Raw genomic sequence first — 15,568 nt, 5'->3', positions numbered from 1 at the left:
TCGTAGTAGAAGCAGCGAATGGCCCAACGACGCTAGAAGCTACGCGAATCCTGTCGGACAAAGGCATTTTGCTTATTCCGGATGTGCTCGCGAGCAGCGGTGGCGTCATCGTGTCCTATTTTGAATGGGTGCAAAATAATCAAGGCTATTATTGGGATGAACAAGAAGTGGATGATAAGCTGAAGCTTATGATGATAAGGGGCTTCAACCAAGTGTATGAAATACACCGCACCCGTAAGGTCGATATGCGTCTTGCAGCTTATATGGCCGGTGTTCGCAAAATGGCTGAAGCTGTACGCTATCGTGGCTGGGTGTAAGAAAGTAGGGGAAGAATGCTGTTGTTTTCCGTTTTGACTGCGGCTGTTGCGCCAGGCGTTTCGCTGCTTACTTATTTATATTTGAGAGATCGTTATGAAGCGGAGCCTATCCACATGGTAGCAAGAATGTTTGTGCTAGGCATTCTTGTCGTTGTACCGATCATGGTTATTCAGCGGGGACTTCAGCTTTGGCTTGGCGATCACTCGCTCATATTTGCCTTTGGCGAATCCGCAGGCGTAGAAGAGTTCGTAAAATGGTTCGTACTGTATCATGTCATTTACAACCATACCGAATTTGACGAGCCTTATGACGGAATCGTTTATGCATCAGCCATTTCGCTTGGCTTCGCAACCTTAGAAAATGTCTTGTATGCCATTTACTCGCCTGCAACGTTCGGCACGCTTCTCGTGAGGGCGCTGCTTCCCGTTTCTGGCCATGCCTTGTTCGGCATAATGATGGGCTATTATTTAGGGAAAGCGAAGTTTGCTCCAAAAAACAAAACCGTCTATTTCTTAGGCATTTCACTTTTGCTGCCAGTGCTTCTACATGGTACTTACGATTGGATCATGATTACGTTGCGCACAAATTGGATGTATTTTATTATTCCGTTTATGATCGTGCTTTGGATATGGGGCTTGCGCAAAATGAGTCATGCGAATGCACGGTCGCCCTTTCGATTTATGGTCCGTGAAGATGAGATTAAACTGTAGTCGATCCGTCCATACTTACATTATATTGTAATGCCTGAAATGATGGCGTTCGAATAATGGCTAAGGAGGGGCTTATGGAGGCTGCAAGAATAAAGGTAACGATTAGATGCAATCTATGCGGAGAAAAATTTGTGCTTCGCGGACGAAGAGAAAAAGATTCGATTGATACTGGCTTTAAGCAGTGCATTTGCAACAATGCAAATGATCTGGAAATTGAAGAGCATAGCGTATTTTAGGGAAATACATGCAGCAATGACAAATAAATAGATGGATGCATAAAGCTCCCTTGGGCAAACCAAACTAAAACCAGGTTTTGCACAAGAAAGGAGCTTTTGTATTATGTACCGTCGACTCAGTTCAATTCTATTTCCCATTATGACAGTGCTGTTTATCGGCGCTGCCTACTGGGGTTATCAAGAGCAACAAGAGAAAAACGCAGTTTTGATAAAGGCTGAAAACCAATATCAACGAGCGTTCCACGATTTGACTAGCCATGTTGAGCAGCTCCATCAGCAATTAGGCAACACGCTAGCTGTTAACTCCACCTCACAAGCCTTTCATCGCAAAGGGCTTGTCAATGTATGGCGTTTAACGAGCCAAGCGCAAAATGAGATCAACCAGCTTCCTGTATCAATGCTTCCTTTCAATGAAGCAGAAGACTTCTTGTCGCGCATTGCAAACTTTGCATATAAGACATCTGTTCGCGACTTGACGAAGCAGCCGCTTTCGCCTGATGAATTCAAGACGCTTAAGACGCTCTATACGAATTCACAGGAAATATCGAAGGATTTGTCAAAGATGCAGAAGGATGTGCTGAACAACCGTCTGCGCTGGATGGACGCTGAAATCGCAGCTGCCAAAAACGCAAGTGACCCTAACATTATCATTGACGGCTTTAGATCGGTAGACAAGAAGGTAAGTGAATATCCAGAAATCAATTGGGGCCCTTCTGTTAGCAGCATGTATCAGAAGCGTACGATTAAAATGCTTGGCGGAAACATGGTGACCGCTGAAGAAATTAAAAAAGAAGCGGCTAAGTTTACTGATGTTCCTAATGCTGACATTCGTGTTGTTGAAAATGCGAAGGGAACTGAATATGCTTCGTTCTCAGCAACGGTTAAAGAAGGCAAGGACAGTACGCTTCAAATGGATTTTACGGAAAAAGGCGGCCAGCTTCTCTATTTTTTGAATTCGCGTGATATTGGAGAAGCGAAAGTGACTTTTGAAGAGGCAAAAGCATCGGCTGACTCCTTCTTGAAGAAACACGGATTTAAGGATATGAAAGCTATTAGCTACGACAAATATCAAAACACAGGTGCATTTACTTATGTAGGCACGCAGAACGGGGTTCTTATTTACCCTGATAAATTGACCTTGAAGGTTGCTCTTGATAAAGGGCAGACGGTAGGCTTGCAAGCTAATGATTATGTGTATCAACATCACACTCGCAAGATTCCTAGTCCAAAGATTACAAAAGCAGAGGCAAGCAAGGCGCTAAATCCAGAGATGAAGGTGGAAACAGAGCAATTGGCGATCATCTTCAACGATTTAGGCAAAGAGGCTCTTTGCTATGAATATACGGGGCAAATGAACGGTTCGATTTATCGCGTATATATCAATGCAGAAACCGGCACGGAAGAATCGATTGAGGAAATGTCTCACGCAGATTCTAAGGCAGCTTCTGACAAATAACGATATGGCTCCCCTCAAATCGACGTGTTATAATGACATGTAAATGGGGGGAGTCAATTTGTTGCCAAAAGTGAACCAAATGCTTTACTATCAGATCGCATCGTCAGACGAAGAGGAAGCAGCGATTGAATACAAGTCCCGTATTGCCGATGAGCAAGAGGACGGCTTACTAATAGAAATTCCAATCAGCGAAAAATCAGGAAGGTACAAGCGCCTTTTTTTAGGAGATGAGCTTTCTGTTTATTTTGTATCAGAGGATGGCATAAAAAATTATTTCGATTCACATGTCCTTGGATTCAAAGAGGATGGCGTTGTTAAACTCATAAAAATTCGCAGGCCTGAACTGGATCGCATTACTAAAGTTCAAAGACGCAGCTTCTTGCGCGTATCTGCTGAACTTGAGATTGCTGTTAAAATGTCAAGCAACATCCGGTTTGTATGTGAAACCGATGATGTTGGCGGTGGCGGAATCTCCTTTATTTGTGATGGGAAATGGCAGATCGCACCTGAACAAGTACTAGAGTGCTGGTTGCTAGTTCCGTTTAAGAACGGGACCATTGAACATGCTTTTTTCCGTGGGGAAGTCGTACGAGTTGTCCAGCTTGAATCCGGAAGGAAGCAGGCTATGATTAAATATGTGAGCATCAATGATTCAGAGCGGCAAAAGGTAATCAGGTACTGCTTTGAGAAGCAGCTGGAATATCGCAATCGTTGAATAACATTCGTTTAATATGGAAAACTACCCAGAAAGAGGAAGGGGTTATTCATATGACACGAAATTTGTTACATAAAAAAACAAACCGCAAAAAAATGATTAAACTAACGGATGAAGTAAGCAGCGTATTAAAGAAAATCATCATTACGCTCGTTATTTTACTCGTATGCTCACAAGCAGCATTGCAAAATGATACGGTTAGATATTGGCTGACGGGTGTAGATCAGTGGGAAGGAACCCATATGAACTGACGCTCAGCTTTTGCATCTGCGTATATAGTGTGGTATAATTTTCACGTTCGCAGGCAAAGCCTGCTTTTTTCTTGAGAGGTTTGCGTCGCATTCTTACATGCATTCGGCCAGCCGTCTCTACTAAAAGGGGGTTGACCTTAGGTGGTGCATCACGAAGGTGACAGCGACCGTATGAACATTGCAATTGACGGGCCGGCAGGCGCGGGCAAGAGCACGGTTGCACGGAAAGTCGCCGAGCAGCTTGGCTATGTGTATATCGATACAGGCTCTATGTATCGYGCAGTAACACTAAGCGCCCAGCGAGCAGAAGTAAAGGTGGACCAGTCAGCCAAACTTGCTGAACTAGTAAAAGCATTAGAGATTGAGCTTGAACCTGGTGAACATGGCCAGTCGGTATTTGTGAATGGTGAAAATGTAACCGCATTGATTCGCTCGCGCGAAGTGACGCTTCAAGTGTCTCATATTGCTGCGAATGAAACGGTACGTGAAGTTCTTGGCGACTTGCAGCGTAAGCTTGCAGAGCGTAAAGGCGTCGTAATGGATGGCCGTGATATTGGTTCACACGTGCTGCCAAATGCGGAACTGAAAATTTTTCTGACTGCATCCGTTAAGGAACGGGCACTTCGCCGTTTCCGTGAAATAGTGGACACTCAAACCATTTCGCTTGCCCAATTGGAAGCGGAGATCGCTGAACGAGATCGTTTGGACGAGCAACGTGACATCTCACCGCTCATATGTGCGGAGGATGCTATTGTACTCGACAGCACCGCCATGACAATTGATGAAGTCATTCATGCAATTGTGAAATTAAGCCGAACCAAATTGGCGGAGGCGAAGTAAACTATGTCATATCTTATTTTTAGGTTTCTCCTGCGTGTTATTTACACGGTGTTATTTCGATTAGAAGCTAGAGGCACGGAAAATATTCCAGCCGACGGACCAGTTGTTCTCGCTTCGAATCATTTGAGTAACTTTGATCCGCCTACGGTTGGAGTCAAGGTGAAACGCAAGGTTTATTTTATGGCGAAAGAGGAATTATTTAAAGTTCCCGTATTTGGGCCTCTTATTCGTTCGTTTGGCGCGTTTCCAGTCAAACGCGGCGGTGTGAGCAAGGACGCTATCAAGTCTGCGATCACGTTGCTGAAAGAAGGCAATGTCATGGGTATTTTCCCGGAGGGCTCTCGCAACAATCAGTCTGGAGCAGCCAAGAAGGGCGCAGCCATGATTGCTGTTCGCAGCGGCGCAGCAGTCGTTCCTGTTGCCATTGTCGGTAAATATAGACCATTCAGCAAAATAATCGTTTGTTACGGCAAGCCTATTGATCTTACTGCAATTATTGAAGAATCATCACCCGATATGCTTGAGCAAGTAACAGACGCCATTATGGCTCGCATTCGCGAGTTAGCTGCAAACAATCGTTAAGTTATGTTTTAAATGCTGCTTTCGCTCTAGGCGATTGCGGATTTAAATAAAGTTGTGGTTAGAACTGAGGAGGTTATTTCAATGTCAGAAGAAACTAATGTGCAAGAATCCGTGGCGGAAGAAGTAAGCCAAGACGCTTTGGATAATTTCGTGTCTTTGAAAAAAGGCGATTCCGTTAAAGGTACGATCGTCAAAATCGAAGATAACCAAGCTTATGTAAGCCTTGGATATAAATATGACGGTGTTATTCCGGTTCGTGAGCTTTCTGCAGTGCAGATTGAAAACGCAGCGGATGCTGTTCAAATCGGTCAAGAGGTTGAGCTTAAAGTTGTAAGCATCGACGACGAGAAAGAAAAGCTGGTGCTTTCAAAACGTCAAGTTGACGGCGAAAAAGCATGGGATGTTCTTGAAAAACGTTTTGAGAGCGGCGAAGTATTTGAAGTTGCTGTAGCTGACGTTGTAAAAGGCGGCCTTGTTGCTGACGTAGGCGTTCGCGGATTTATTCCAGCATCGATGGTTGAGCGTCATTTCGTTGAAGATTTCGCAGGTTACAAAGGTCGTACGCTTCGCGTTAAGATCAAAGAAATCGATCGTGAGAACAACAAAGTGATCTTGTCTCAAAAAGAAGTGCTTGACGCTGAATTCGAATCAAGCAAAAAGCAAGTTATTGCTGCGCTTGAAGTAGGTCAAGAACTTGATGGTACGGTTCAACGTCTTACACCATTCGGCGCTTTTGTTGATATCGGTGGCATTGACGGCCTTGTTCACGTATCCGAGTTGTCATGGCAGCATGTTGCACATCCGAAGGATGTTGTATCTGAAGGTCAAGCGGTACGCGTTAAAGTACTTAAAGTTGATCCAGCTGCTGGAAAAATCAGCCTTAGCTTGAAAGCCGCTCAACCAGGTCCTTGGGATTCTGCAGGTGGTCAATTTGCAATTGGCGATATCGTAACAGGTACTGTTCGCCGCCTAGTTCCATTCGGCGCTTTCGTTGAAATCGCTCCAGGCGTTGAAGGTCTTGTTCACATCTCGCAAATCGCACACCGTCACATTGCTACACCTAACGAAGTTCTTCAAGAAGGCCAAGAAGTTCAAGCGAAAGTTCTTGACTTCAACCCTGCTGAAAAACGCGTTAGCCTAAGCATCAAAGAAACAGAAGAAGCGCCTGAGCAACCAGCTCCTAGCGCTAGACCTGATCGTGCACCACGTTCACCAAAAATCGAGAAAATCGATAACCCGAATGTAAGCTTGAGCAATGAGAGCATGAGCTACTCACTTGCAGAGCGTTTCGGCGACAAGCTTAAAAACCTTAAATAATATCATTTTATATCAATCAAAAACGCCTTCAGCGTCCTCTGGATGCTGAGGCAGCTTTGACGGAGAAATGTAAGATAAGTAGAAGCAAATGATTTACTTTCTTATATTTACAAAAAGGAGCTATTTCTGCGAAAACTCGCAGGAATAGCTCCTTTTTTTTGGTGCATAATAGGGGGTACAAGAGGTGAGATAACGTTGAATCCCGGATATATGTCGATTTGGATTATGATTATTATGTTTATCCTTATTACGACAGGCTGGAAGCCGTTTATAGCTCCCGATATTAGCTGTCGTATGTTGTCGCTTCTTAGCATTGCGTTAATCGCACTGATGGGTGTTTCGTTTTGGTGGAAGCCGTTACAAGGCCATATTCAGGTCGAGCTTCATATGAGTGTTTGTCTTCTATTGCTGTTAGGTATACTCGCATTTAAGAAAGCCGAGGATTGGAGTTATCTAGGGTACTTAATATTGTGCACAATCATGATTGCTGTCATATGGGGGTTCATCCGCAAAATGTATAGCTTTGATCCCGTTTTTCATTGGATTGAACCGAGCTGGGATGCTCCTTTGCTTTGTGGAATTTTTTGCGGCGCGTTTACCTCGCATGTAAAACATCAATTTGGGATGATCGTCTGGGGAGCGGTACTTGGCGAAACGTTTAACACTGCCCTTCAATTTGGAGCACACACCGCTCATATTGGCAATTTAGCTTGGTGGGACAGTTTTTGGATTGCGCTGGCTACAGCTATGATTTGCAGTTTGCTGCTAAAATCGGTTCGATTTGTGTTTTCCAAGCTCAGCGTAATACTTTGGCATATAAAGGGAGGACGTCCATCCTAATGCAGCATTTTCTCGTTGAAAACAAATATTTGGTCGGTGTTCTCCTTGGGATTGCCTTTGGCCTGATCTCACGCTTGCTCATGCTTAGAACGGATTATCGCCAGTATCCAACCTATCCTCATGGACGAATCATCCATATATCATTAGGTGTAATTGCAGCGGCATTAGGAGCTGTTGCTGTGCCGGCGCTGTTTAACAAAGATTACACTGCAATTACTTTCCTTACATTAGCTGCTCAGCAATTTAGAGATGTGCGAAAAATGGAACGCGAAACGTTGACGAAAATCGACAGTATGGAGCTGGTAGGACGCGGTTCGACATATATTGAAGGAATCGCCATGGTTTTTGAAGGGCGAAATTACTTAGTTATTATGACGGCATTGCTTACAAGTCTATTTGGGATATTAGTAAATATATGGGTAGGGATGATAGCGGGAGTTATCTCGCTCTTAATCGTTGAGAAGCTGAAGTCAGGCAAAGCTGTCTCCCATATTGCTGAGGTGCAAGCCGCAAAAGTTCGAGTGGATGGCCCGGATTTGTTTGTTGATAACGTTTATATTATGAACGTAGGTTTGAAGAGCAACCAAGAAATCATTGCATCGCGTGGCATGGGGTTTATTTTGACTCCCTTCAACTCAAATGGCAAAGTTACTTTAAGCAATCTTGGTCAACGGCAAGCTATTCTTTACGATTTGGCTACGATTTTAGGGGTATACCGCGATGATGGAGAGCCTGCTTTAATACCTATGGCGAAGTTGGATATGAAGGATGGACGATTGGCTGTATTTATATTGCCACAGGAGTTGGATGCAGATAAAGGGAAAGCAGTTATCATGCGAGTGCCGATTTTGGAATCTGCTGTTCGCATGCCGACAGAAGCATCTGTGAACAAGAAAGGGGCAGAGAAAAATGGCTGAAATCTTAGCTGTGGTATCCATTCATGCAGATGCGGTTAGTGGCGGAGCGCCGATTTTTATTGCAGAAAATGTAGATAAATTGGAAGAAACCTCGTTTCTGCTCGAGAAGATTTTGGATGCGAGTGCGCATGATTTAAAGAACGGTACAATCATACTGGTCAATCACCGATAATATGAAAAGTTAGCCAAGAACGCACTTTTTTGCTATGATGGATAGCGTGAGTATTTTTGAAGGAGTGGAAAACAAACATGGCAAGACCCGTTATCGCTATTGTCGGTCGTCCGAATGTGGGGAAATCCACGATTTTTAATCGGGTCATCGGCGACCGTCTAGCAATTGTTGAGGATAAACCGGGCGTCACTCGTGACAGGCTTTATGGCACCGGAGAATGGAATGGAAAACCGTTCAGCATTATTGATACTGGCGGTATTGAAATCGATGGCGAAGATGAAATTATGAAATCTGTGCGTATGCAGGCTGAACTCGCAATTGAAGAAGCAGATGTAATTATCTTTATGGCGGATGCGAAAACAGGCTTGACGCATGCGGATGATGAAGTTGCTCAAATGCTATTCCGTTCGGGCAAGCCCGTTGTGCTTGCAGTTAATAAAGTTGATAATCATGGCCGCATGGATGAAGTTTATGAGTTTTATGGACTTGGCTTTGGTGAACCAATCGCAATATCCGGCTCGCATGGACTAGGTATCGGTGATTTGCTTGATGCTGCTGTCGCTTTGCTTCCGGATCTAACCGATGATGGCTACGATGAGGATGTCATCCGTGTTGCATTAATCGGCCGTCCTAACGTAGGGAAATCATCTCTAGTGAATGCACTGCTTGGCGAAGACCGCGTAATTGTAAGCAATGTAGCAGGTACGACTCGCGACGCCATTGATACACCTTTCGAACGTGATGGGCAGCGTTATGTGCTCATTGATACAGCCGGCATGCGTAAACGCGGCAAAGTGTATGAGTCCACAGAGAAGTACAGCGTAATGCGTGCGATGAAAGCGATTGAACGCGCAGATGTTGTTCTAGTGCTGATTAACGGTGAAGAAGGCATCATCGAGCAGGACAAGCATATTGCTGGTTATGCTCATGAAGCAGGAAAAGCATCGATATTTGTTGTGAACAAGTGGGATGTCATCGAAAAGGACGAGAAGACGATGCAAAACTTCTCGCAAAATATTCGTGATCATTTCTTGTTCATGTCTTATGCACCGATCGTTTATTTATCAGCATTAACCAAAACGCGCTTGCATAAGCTGTTGCCTGTTGTGAAGCATGTTTCTGAACAGCATGCAATGCGCATTCAGACTCATCTTCTTAATGACGTCATTTCGGATGCAGTAGCGATTAATCCGCCGCCATCCGACAAAGGCAAGCGTCTACGCATCAACTATGTTACGCAAGTAGCGATCAAACCTCCGACAATTGTTGTTTTTGTCAATGATCCGGAAATTATGCATTTCTCGTATGAGCGCTATTTGGAAAATAAAATTCGTGCTGCATTTAATTTTGAAGGGACTCCTATACGCATATTCTCGCGTCGTAAGTCCGAAGAAGATTAGGGGAGAAGTAGCTTGTTATACGGAGTAATCGCGGTTGCTTTAAGCTATTTGTTAGGCTCAATTTCATTTAGCATCGTTATTGCCAAATGGGTGAAAGGTATCGATATACGTCAGCATGGCAGCGGAAACGCTGGTGCTACGAATACACTCAGGGTGCTCGGCAAAGGGCCGGGCTTACTGGTGTTTTTACTCGATATCGGCAAAGGGGTAGCAGCTGTATTTATTGGCCGCGCTCTTAGTGAAAACGACTGGATTCCAGTTTTGTGCGGATTAGCCGCAATCATAGGCCATAACTGGCCGATTTGGTTCCGCTTTAAAGGAGGCAAAGGCATTGCAACGACTGTAGGTGTTATTGCGACCCTTGCTTTCGTGCCTGCACTTTGTGCAGGAGCCATTGCCATTGCGACAATTGCTTTGACCAGATACGTATCGCTTGGCTCATTATTGTTTGCTGCTTTAACGCCATTATTTATTACTTTGTTCTATTATTCGGTTCCTTTACTTTGTGCAAGTCTTCTGATATGTATTTTTGCATTCGTACGCCATCGGTCGAATATTGTAAAGCTGTTTCAAGGAACGGAAAACAAGTTAGGTGCAAAGAAAGGGTAGTGAGCGTCGCATGACAAAGCTGGATTCATCAACAATGAAAAATGCGGCAGTGCTGGTTGCTGGAAGTTGGGGCACTGCTCTTGCTTCTGTACTCGCGAGAAATGGCTATCATGTAAAGCTATGGACGCGCAGTACGGAACAAGCGGAGAACATTAACCTCAGCCATGAGAATAGCAAGTTTTTGCCTGGAGTACAGCTTCCTGAGCTAATCCATGCAACTACGGATTTAAAGGATGCACTGCAGGATGCAGAGCTCGCTTTGTTCGTTGCGCCTTCTGGAGCTATGCGCGAGGTTGCTAAGCAAGCGGCACCGTTTCTATCGGATAAGACGCTTGTTGTTCATGCAACAAAGGGCTTTGAGACAGATACTTTGAAGCGGATGACGACAGTAATTTCGGAAGAGCTTGGCAGGCCGATGGAACAGCTTGTTGTTTTATCAGGACCAAGCCATGCTGAAGAGGTTATTTTGAAGCAGCCTACTACAGTAGTTGTTGCTTCAACTGATTTGAAAGCAGCTGAGCAAGCCCAGGATGCGCTCATGAATACGCATTTCCGAGTGTATACAAATCCGGATGTCGTTGGTGTGGAAGTGGCTGGAGCCATCAAAAACATTATTGCATTAGGTGCAGGCTTGACGGATGGGCTTCAGTTTGGCGACAATGCCAAGGCTGCTTTATTAACCCGTGGCCTAGCGGAGATCAGCAGGCTTGGAACGGCAATGGGCGCGAATCCGCTCACTTTTGCAGGATTAGCTGGCGTCGGCGATCTTGTCGTTACTTGCACAAGCAAGCACAGTCGAAATTGGCGTGCTGGCTACATGCTTGCAGATGGCACGCCTCTAGATGACGTGCTTACTCGGATGGGAATGGTCGTAGAAGGTGTACGTACGACGCGTGCGGCTTACAGTTTAGCCAAAGAGTACGATGTTGAGATGCCGATTACGTTTCAGTTATATGAGGTATTGTTCGCGAACAAAGCGCCTAGGACTGCCGTTGAGCATTTGATGGGCAGGCTGCGGACGCATGAAATCGAAGAGTTAGGCTAAGGACCAGCGCCTACACCAATCTTCTTGCCGGCTCATATGATGCATGGAGCAATACACATGCGCATGCTGGAGGTGTAGAGTATGGCGAGGGATTTCTCCAAGGACATTCTCAATTCGATCAATAAAAAGACGGGCAAAGGAATTTCCGAGAGCTCAGTCAAAAAGCTTGCCAGCGGAGTTACAGCACAGACGATGACTGACGAAGCTGAGCTTCGCAAGCTGATTAAGCAAGTGTCGGAAGTGGCTAAGGTCAAGGTTACGGAATCTACGATTAATGATATCGTAAGAGCTGTCAAAGCCAGCGGCATGAGCGCCAGCAACATGGAAGCAATCATGAAAATGATGATAAAAAAATAAAAAAATGCGGCAAAAGCGTGGAGCGCCCCGAATATTTTATTCGGCAAAGTGTTCTGTCAGCTTTTGTCCTTTTTTTTGTGCGATGTTATAATGGGTGAGAATTCATTATGATATAGATTAGGAGAATGGAATTTCTATGGATGCTATGACAAAAATGTGGGTTTCGCTATTCGGCATTGGGATGATGGCGATTGCGGCCCTTTTAATTACGTTTGCTCGTTTGAAAACGAAAGGCGCAGTGAAATTTATTCTATCGTTAATTGCATTTATTGTTCTAATCATTGGCTTTGTATGCGGACTTATATCCATTATTTAGAAATTATTACATAGGGGACGGTCGTTCACTAACAAAAGGGAGATTTTGACATACAATGATTGAATTAAAGGGTAGAACCAAAACAGCTGTTGTAAAAGCAGAAGAAGGCTTGTCGCTGCTTGATCATGCACTTAAGCATGAGATTGATTGGAGCTTCTCTTGCGCGAGAGGAACCTGTGCCCGGTGCCGCTGCTTGGTAACAGAAGGCATGGAGCATCTTGAAGGCATTACGGACGAGGAGTGGGACCGTCTTGAGCCGGAGGAGTTTGAAGAAGGCTACCGGCTCGGCTGCCAGGCCATCGTCAAAAGTGCTGATGCGAAAATCACAGCAGCCAACAAGCCTTATTTTTAATGCATAAGCTACTGATGAAGGAAGTGCCAGCGATGTCAGAAAATGAACGCATTCATAAAGCGCTGGCTGCCGTTAAAAAAGCGACAGAATCAAGTCAGGCACAGTGGATTATTGGCGGAAGCGCCAGTCTAATGCTTCGAGGACTTGAACTGTCAAACGAACCGCGTGATTTGGACATTTATTGTGATGAAGAGAATGTACAAGAAATTTATGATGCTCTTAAGCCTTTTGCCCAGGATCAACCAACATTAAGCGTGACAGATATGTATCGATCAACGCTTAGCCATTTTATAATACAAGGAATACAGGTAGAGCTCGTCGGCGGGTTCGAGGTGAGTGCTCAAGGCTGCAAGTATGAGACGATGGTTAATAAATTACTGATGCCTTTCTCAGAGCAAGTGCTGTTAAACGATGCTAATTATTCAGTAGCGATCGTTCCGCTTGCGCATGAGCTGTGGTTTAATTTCTTGCGAGATCGGATGGATCGCGTTGATTTAATCGTTCAAGCGATTGCAAAAGCACCTGCTCAGCATGAAGGTGCATTCCTTGCGATTGAAACTAACAATACATTCACCGCTGAGGCAAGGCGTACTCTTCATCAGCTGTTGTCTTATCGAAAGGCCGGTGGCTTGTCATGGATGGAGTAGTTACTTTTTGGCCATCGGGGAAGAGCATTAAGGTGAAGCCGGGCACAACGCTGTTAGACGCTGCCAGACGTGCTAATATACCGATTCGCACGCGTTGCGGGGGCAAAGCTGCTTGCTTCATGTGCAAGGTCACTGTGAGGCCGGGAAGCCAGCTGCAGCCGATTGGTGATGTGGAGAGAAACAAGCTGTCTGGATTAGACGAAAATCATGAACGTTTATCATGCCAAGCTAGGGTAGCTGGGAAAGTGGATGTGGAAATTCCATTAGATCCGCTGCGAGCGGCAGTTGCAAGACAGCTCGCAAAGCAAGCAGAGGAAAACGATGATCTATGGTAGGATGAATGACGAAGTAGGTTGCTGCGCAAACCTAAGTTTATCCTTATGAAGCGGGTTTGCTTCGCAAACCTAAGCATATCCTTACGAAGCAGGTTTGCTTCGCAAACCTTTAGGAGGTTACAAAAAAATGAACGGATTATTTATGGGAAGACTGCCACGTTACATACGCCAGTTCGCAGCATTCTCTGCTTTAATTGTTTTGCTATTTGCTTTATCGGGCTGTATGTATCCGAAAAGTCAAATGAAGCAAAACCAAGTTGCTCCCAAAGAAGCAGTTCGTAATGTTCAGGCAGCGATTGATCAATATCAGTCCGAAACGGGCATGCTGCCCATGAAAAACAGTACCGCAGACACGCCGAAGTATGAGAAATTTTATATTGATTTTGGAGTGCTAAATCGGACAGGCTATATGTCGGATATACCTTCTTCTGCTTTTGAGAAAGGCGGCAATTACAGCTACCTTATTATTGATGAAGAGAGTAAGCCTAGAGTGAAGCTGCTTGATATTTTGGCATTTCAAAAAATTAATGATATTCAGAGCTGGGTAACTTCTTATATCCAAACAAACAGTGTCCTTCCAAAGGGCGAGGAAACATACCCAGGGTTTTATCAAATCGATTACAAAGCAATGAGCAAAACAGCCCCAACGATTCGAAGCGTGTTCTCAGGACAAACGATTCAAGCAATCGTGGATGAGAATGGGGTAGTATTTTCCGATTATGGGATAGATATCATGCAATACATACAAAAGAGTGGAAAAAATGATTTTGAGGCAGATTTTGATTTGCGTACATTGCTCGTCGATGGATCAGACTTTGTCCCTGTCAAAGCTCCGGTCTATCACTTTGTAAATAATGAGCCGCAGGCTGTAAAACCTTAAACTCATGCTTATTCCTCAATAAGCTAGTTCCAAACCTCTCCTTGACTATCGTCTCGGAGAGGTTTTTTTGGCTGTTTGGGTCATAGATTTGCTTTTTTTCTCATATAACTCAATCTTGGAAGGGAAGCCCCGCAGAGGAACAAAAAAAGATTTCATTGAAGGAATCGTCATAATCGGAAAGCTTGCACATAAGATGTTACTAGTCCAAAAAGCATGTACGAGTTGCGTCGCTGGCCTGCCCTATTGACCGGTGGATGGCGGCGAACCGGAAAAATCAATTGGGAGGGGATATTCAGTGGAGAAAGTAGATATTTTCAAGGACATAGCCGAAAGAACCGGCGGGGATATTTACCTCGGGGTTGTCGGGGCTGTCCGGACGGGCAAATCAACGTTTATTAAACGGTTTATGGAGACGGTTGTACTTCCGAACATTGCGAACGAATCAGACCGTGCGAGAGCCGTGGACGAACTTCCTCAAAGCGCCGCAGGTAAGACGATTATGACAACAGAGCCTAAATTTGTTCCGAATCAAGCGGTGCAGCTCAGGGTTACCGATGGACTTGAGGTAAACATGAGACTCGTCGATTGTGTTGGATATGCGGTTGAAGGCGCGAAGGGCTATGAGGATGAAAATGGTCCACGAATGATTACTACTCCTTGGTTCGATGAGCCGATCCCATTCCAGGAAGCGGCTGAGATCGGGACGCGTAAAGTAATACAAGAGCATTCTACACTCGGTGTTGTTGTTACGACAGACGGCTCTATCGCAGAAATTCCGCGCAGCTCCTATGTTGTAGCAGAAGAGCGTGTCATAAACGAACTGAAAGAAGTCGGCAAGCCATTTGTCCTCATCATCAACTCCACTCGCCCTAAGGGTGAAGAGGCGCTGCAACTGCGAAACGAGCTGCAAGCTAAATATGACATTCCAGTAATGACGCTTAGCGTAGCTACGATGGGTGAGGAAGAAGTCATCTCGGTATTGCGGGAAGTACTCTATGAATTCCCTGTCCATGAGGTAAATGTTAATTTACCAAGCTGGGTCATGGTGCTTAACGATCGGCACTGGCTTCGCAGCAACTATGAGAGCTCCGTACGCGATACGGTTAAAGATATTCGCCGGCTGCGCGATGTGGACCGAGTAGTAACCCAGTTCATGGAATATGACTTCATCGCCAAAGCTGGACTAAGCGGCATGAATATGGGGCAGGGCGTAGCAGAAATCGACTTGTACGCGCCAGATGAGCTGTATGACCGTATTTTGATGGAAGTAGTC

The 15,568-nt window shown here is 44.9% G+C and carries 21 protein-coding genes and 1 pseudogene; all 22 read left to right on the top strand.

Annotation, left to right across the window (positions count from 1 at the left end; genetic code table 11):
* Positions 1–317: pseudogene (locus AB4Z17_RS25100) on the top strand (glutamate dehydrogenase); the annotation flags it as partial.
* Between the two features lie 15 nt (positions 318–332).
* Entirely contained in the window at positions 333–1,028 is a 696-nt protein-coding gene (gene prsW, locus AB4Z17_RS25095) for a glutamic-type intramembrane protease PrsW (RefSeq protein WP_076271365.1), read from the top strand.
* A gap of 56 nt (positions 1,029–1,084) precedes the next feature.
* Positions 1,085–1,264, top strand: coding sequence for a hypothetical protein (locus AB4Z17_RS25090; protein ID WP_441962780.1), 180 nt, complete (start codon positions 1,085–1,087; stop codon positions 1,262–1,264).
* 103 nt (positions 1,265–1,367) lie between these two features.
* Positions 1,368–2,720: a germination protein YpeB gene (ypeB, locus tag AB4Z17_RS25085; RefSeq protein WP_441962779.1), complete on the top strand. Its 1,353-nt coding sequence runs from the start codon at positions 1,368–1,370 to the stop codon at positions 2,718–2,720.
* Between the two features lie 58 nt (positions 2,721–2,778).
* The gene (locus AB4Z17_RS25080) at positions 2,779–3,435 is read left to right on the top strand and encodes a flagellar brake protein (protein WP_441912612.1); all 657 of its coding nucleotides are present in this window, start codon (positions 2,779–2,781) and stop codon (positions 3,433–3,435) included.
* 53 nt (positions 3,436–3,488) lie between these two features.
* Positions 3,489–3,686, top strand: coding sequence for a hypothetical protein (locus AB4Z17_RS25075; RefSeq protein ID WP_076271362.1), 198 nt, complete (start codon positions 3,489–3,491; stop codon positions 3,684–3,686).
* A gap of 171 nt (positions 3,687–3,857) precedes the next feature.
* Positions 3,858–4,526, top strand: a complete 669-nt coding sequence (gene cmk, locus AB4Z17_RS25070) for a (d)CMP kinase (RefSeq protein WP_441912638.1) — start codon at positions 3,858–3,860, stop codon at positions 4,524–4,526.
* Between the two features lie 3 nt (positions 4,527–4,529).
* Positions 4,530–5,108 (top strand): lysophospholipid acyltransferase family protein, encoded by a 579-nt coding sequence (locus AB4Z17_RS25065; RefSeq protein ID WP_339203291.1) that lies wholly within the window; start codon positions 4,530–4,532, stop codon positions 5,106–5,108.
* Positions 5,109–5,189: 81 nt separating this feature from the next.
* Positions 5,190–6,425, top strand: coding sequence for a 30S ribosomal protein S1 (gene rpsA, locus AB4Z17_RS25060; protein WP_076271360.1), 1,236 nt, complete (start codon positions 5,190–5,192; stop codon positions 6,423–6,425).
* A 195-nt stretch (positions 6,426–6,620) separates the two neighbouring features.
* Positions 6,621–7,265, top strand: coding sequence for a YphA family membrane protein (locus tag AB4Z17_RS25055; RefSeq protein WP_441962777.1), 645 nt, complete (start codon positions 6,621–6,623; stop codon positions 7,263–7,265).
* Entirely contained in the window at positions 7,265–8,182 is a 918-nt protein-coding gene (locus AB4Z17_RS25050; RefSeq protein ID WP_441912614.1) for a YIEGIA family protein, read from the top strand. Before AB4Z17_RS25055 ends, AB4Z17_RS25050 begins: the two co-directional genes overlap by 1 nt.
* Positions 8,175–8,354, top strand: a complete 180-nt coding sequence (locus AB4Z17_RS25045; RefSeq protein WP_076271357.1) for a capping complex subunit for YIEGIA — start codon at positions 8,175–8,177, stop codon at positions 8,352–8,354. Before AB4Z17_RS25050 ends, AB4Z17_RS25045 begins: the two co-directional genes overlap by 8 nt.
* Positions 8,355–8,431: 77 nt before the next feature.
* Positions 8,432–9,754: a ribosome biogenesis GTPase Der gene (der, locus tag AB4Z17_RS25040; RefSeq protein WP_441912615.1), complete on the top strand. Its 1,323-nt coding sequence runs from the start codon at positions 8,432–8,434 to the stop codon at positions 9,752–9,754.
* 12 nt (positions 9,755–9,766) lie between these two features.
* Positions 9,767–10,363: a glycerol-3-phosphate 1-O-acyltransferase PlsY gene (gene plsY / locus AB4Z17_RS25035; RefSeq protein ID WP_076271355.1), complete on the top strand. Its 597-nt coding sequence runs from the start codon at positions 9,767–9,769 to the stop codon at positions 10,361–10,363.
* Between the two features lie 10 nt (positions 10,364–10,373).
* Positions 10,374–11,408, top strand: a complete 1,035-nt coding sequence (locus AB4Z17_RS25030; protein ID WP_441962776.1) for an NAD(P)H-dependent glycerol-3-phosphate dehydrogenase — start codon at positions 10,374–10,376, stop codon at positions 11,406–11,408.
* An 81-nt stretch (positions 11,409–11,489) separates the two neighbouring features.
* A complete protein-coding gene (locus AB4Z17_RS25025) occupies positions 11,490–11,765 on the top strand; it encodes a stage VI sporulation protein F (protein WP_076271354.1) in 276 nt (91 codons plus the stop codon).
* A 136-nt stretch (positions 11,766–11,901) separates the two neighbouring features.
* Positions 11,902–12,081 carry a DUF2768 family protein gene (locus AB4Z17_RS25020; protein ID WP_076271353.1) on the top strand — a complete coding sequence of 60 codons (180 nt, stop codon included), beginning with the start codon at positions 11,902–11,904 and terminating at the stop codon, positions 12,079–12,081.
* Between the two features lie 55 nt (positions 12,082–12,136).
* Positions 12,137–12,433 (top strand): 2Fe-2S iron-sulfur cluster-binding protein, encoded by a 297-nt coding sequence (locus tag AB4Z17_RS25015; protein WP_441962774.1) that lies wholly within the window; start codon positions 12,137–12,139, stop codon positions 12,431–12,433.
* Positions 12,434–12,465: 32 nt separating this feature from the next.
* On the top strand, positions 12,466–13,080 hold the full coding sequence (locus AB4Z17_RS25010; RefSeq protein WP_441962772.1) for a nucleotidyltransferase domain-containing protein: 615 nt from the start codon (positions 12,466–12,468) through the stop codon (positions 13,078–13,080).
* Positions 13,068–13,415, top strand: a complete 348-nt coding sequence (locus AB4Z17_RS25005) for a 2Fe-2S iron-sulfur cluster-binding protein (protein ID WP_441912619.1) — start codon at positions 13,068–13,070, stop codon at positions 13,413–13,415. The genes AB4Z17_RS25010 and AB4Z17_RS25005 overlap by 13 nt, the downstream gene beginning before the upstream one ends.
* A gap of 127 nt (positions 13,416–13,542) precedes the next feature.
* Positions 13,543–14,295 carry a hypothetical protein gene (locus AB4Z17_RS25000; protein ID WP_339203279.1) on the top strand — a complete coding sequence of 251 codons (753 nt, stop codon included), beginning with the start codon at positions 13,543–13,545 and terminating at the stop codon, positions 14,293–14,295.
* 295 nt (positions 14,296–14,590) lie between these two features.
* Positions 14,591–15,568: stage IV sporulation protein A (spoIVA, locus tag AB4Z17_RS24995; protein ID WP_441962770.1), on the top strand; the 978-nt coding region annotated here is incomplete at its 3' end.

Source organism: Paenibacillus sp. TAF43_2 (assembly GCF_052113545.1).
In the GTDB taxonomy this organism is placed as follows: domain Bacteria; phylum Bacillota; class Bacilli; order Paenibacillales; family Paenibacillaceae; genus Pristimantibacillus.
Note: the sequence above shows the minus strand (reverse complement) of the source record. Positions and strands in the feature narration are given on the sequence as shown.

Bases quoted from the DNA above. Each gene is read 5' to 3' on its own strand.
- AB4Z17_RS25010 (WP_441962772.1), top strand. From the start codon at position 12,466: ATGTCAGAAAATGAACGCATTCATAAAGCGCTGGCTGCCGTTAAAAAA.
- AB4Z17_RS25045 (WP_076271357.1), top strand. From the start codon at position 8,175: ATGGCTGAAATCTTAGCTGTGGTATCCATTCATGCAGATGCGGTTAGT.
- AB4Z17_RS25075 (WP_076271362.1), top strand. From the start codon at position 3,489: ATGACACGAAATTTGTTACATAAAAAAACAAACCGCAAAAAAATGATT.
- AB4Z17_RS25050 (WP_441912614.1), top strand. From the start codon at position 7,265: ATGCAGCATTTTCTCGTTGAAAACAAATATTTGGTCGGTGTTCTCCTT.
- AB4Z17_RS25065 (WP_339203291.1), top strand. From the start codon at position 4,530: ATGTCATATCTTATTTTTAGGTTTCTCCTGCGTGTTATTTACACGGTG.
- AB4Z17_RS25000 (WP_339203279.1), top strand. From the start codon at position 13,543: ATGAACGGATTATTTATGGGAAGACTGCCACGTTACATACGCCAGTTC.
- AB4Z17_RS25015 (WP_441962774.1), top strand. From the start codon at position 12,137: ATGATTGAATTAAAGGGTAGAACCAAAACAGCTGTTGTAAAAGCAGAA.
- der (WP_441912615.1), top strand. From the start codon at position 8,432: ATGGCAAGACCCGTTATCGCTATTGTCGGTCGTCCGAATGTGGGGAAA.
- prsW (WP_076271365.1), top strand. From the start codon at position 333: ATGCTGTTGTTTTCCGTTTTGACTGCGGCTGTTGCGCCAGGCGTTTCG.
- AB4Z17_RS25005 (WP_441912619.1), top strand. From the start codon at position 13,068: ATGGATGGAGTAGTTACTTTTTGGCCATCGGGGAAGAGCATTAAGGTG.
- AB4Z17_RS25090 (WP_441962780.1), top strand. From the start codon at position 1,085: ATGGCTAAGGAGGGGCTTATGGAGGCTGCAAGAATAAAGGTAACGATT.
- AB4Z17_RS25030 (WP_441962776.1), top strand. From the start codon at position 10,374: ATGACAAAGCTGGATTCATCAACAATGAAAAATGCGGCAGTGCTGGTT.
- rpsA (WP_076271360.1), top strand. From the start codon at position 5,190: ATGTCAGAAGAAACTAATGTGCAAGAATCCGTGGCGGAAGAAGTAAGC.
- AB4Z17_RS25025 (WP_076271354.1), top strand. From the start codon at position 11,490: ATGGCGAGGGATTTCTCCAAGGACATTCTCAATTCGATCAATAAAAAG.
- AB4Z17_RS25020 (WP_076271353.1), top strand. From the start codon at position 11,902: ATGGATGCTATGACAAAAATGTGGGTTTCGCTATTCGGCATTGGGATG.
- ypeB (WP_441962779.1), top strand. From the start codon at position 1,368: ATGTACCGTCGACTCAGTTCAATTCTATTTCCCATTATGACAGTGCTG.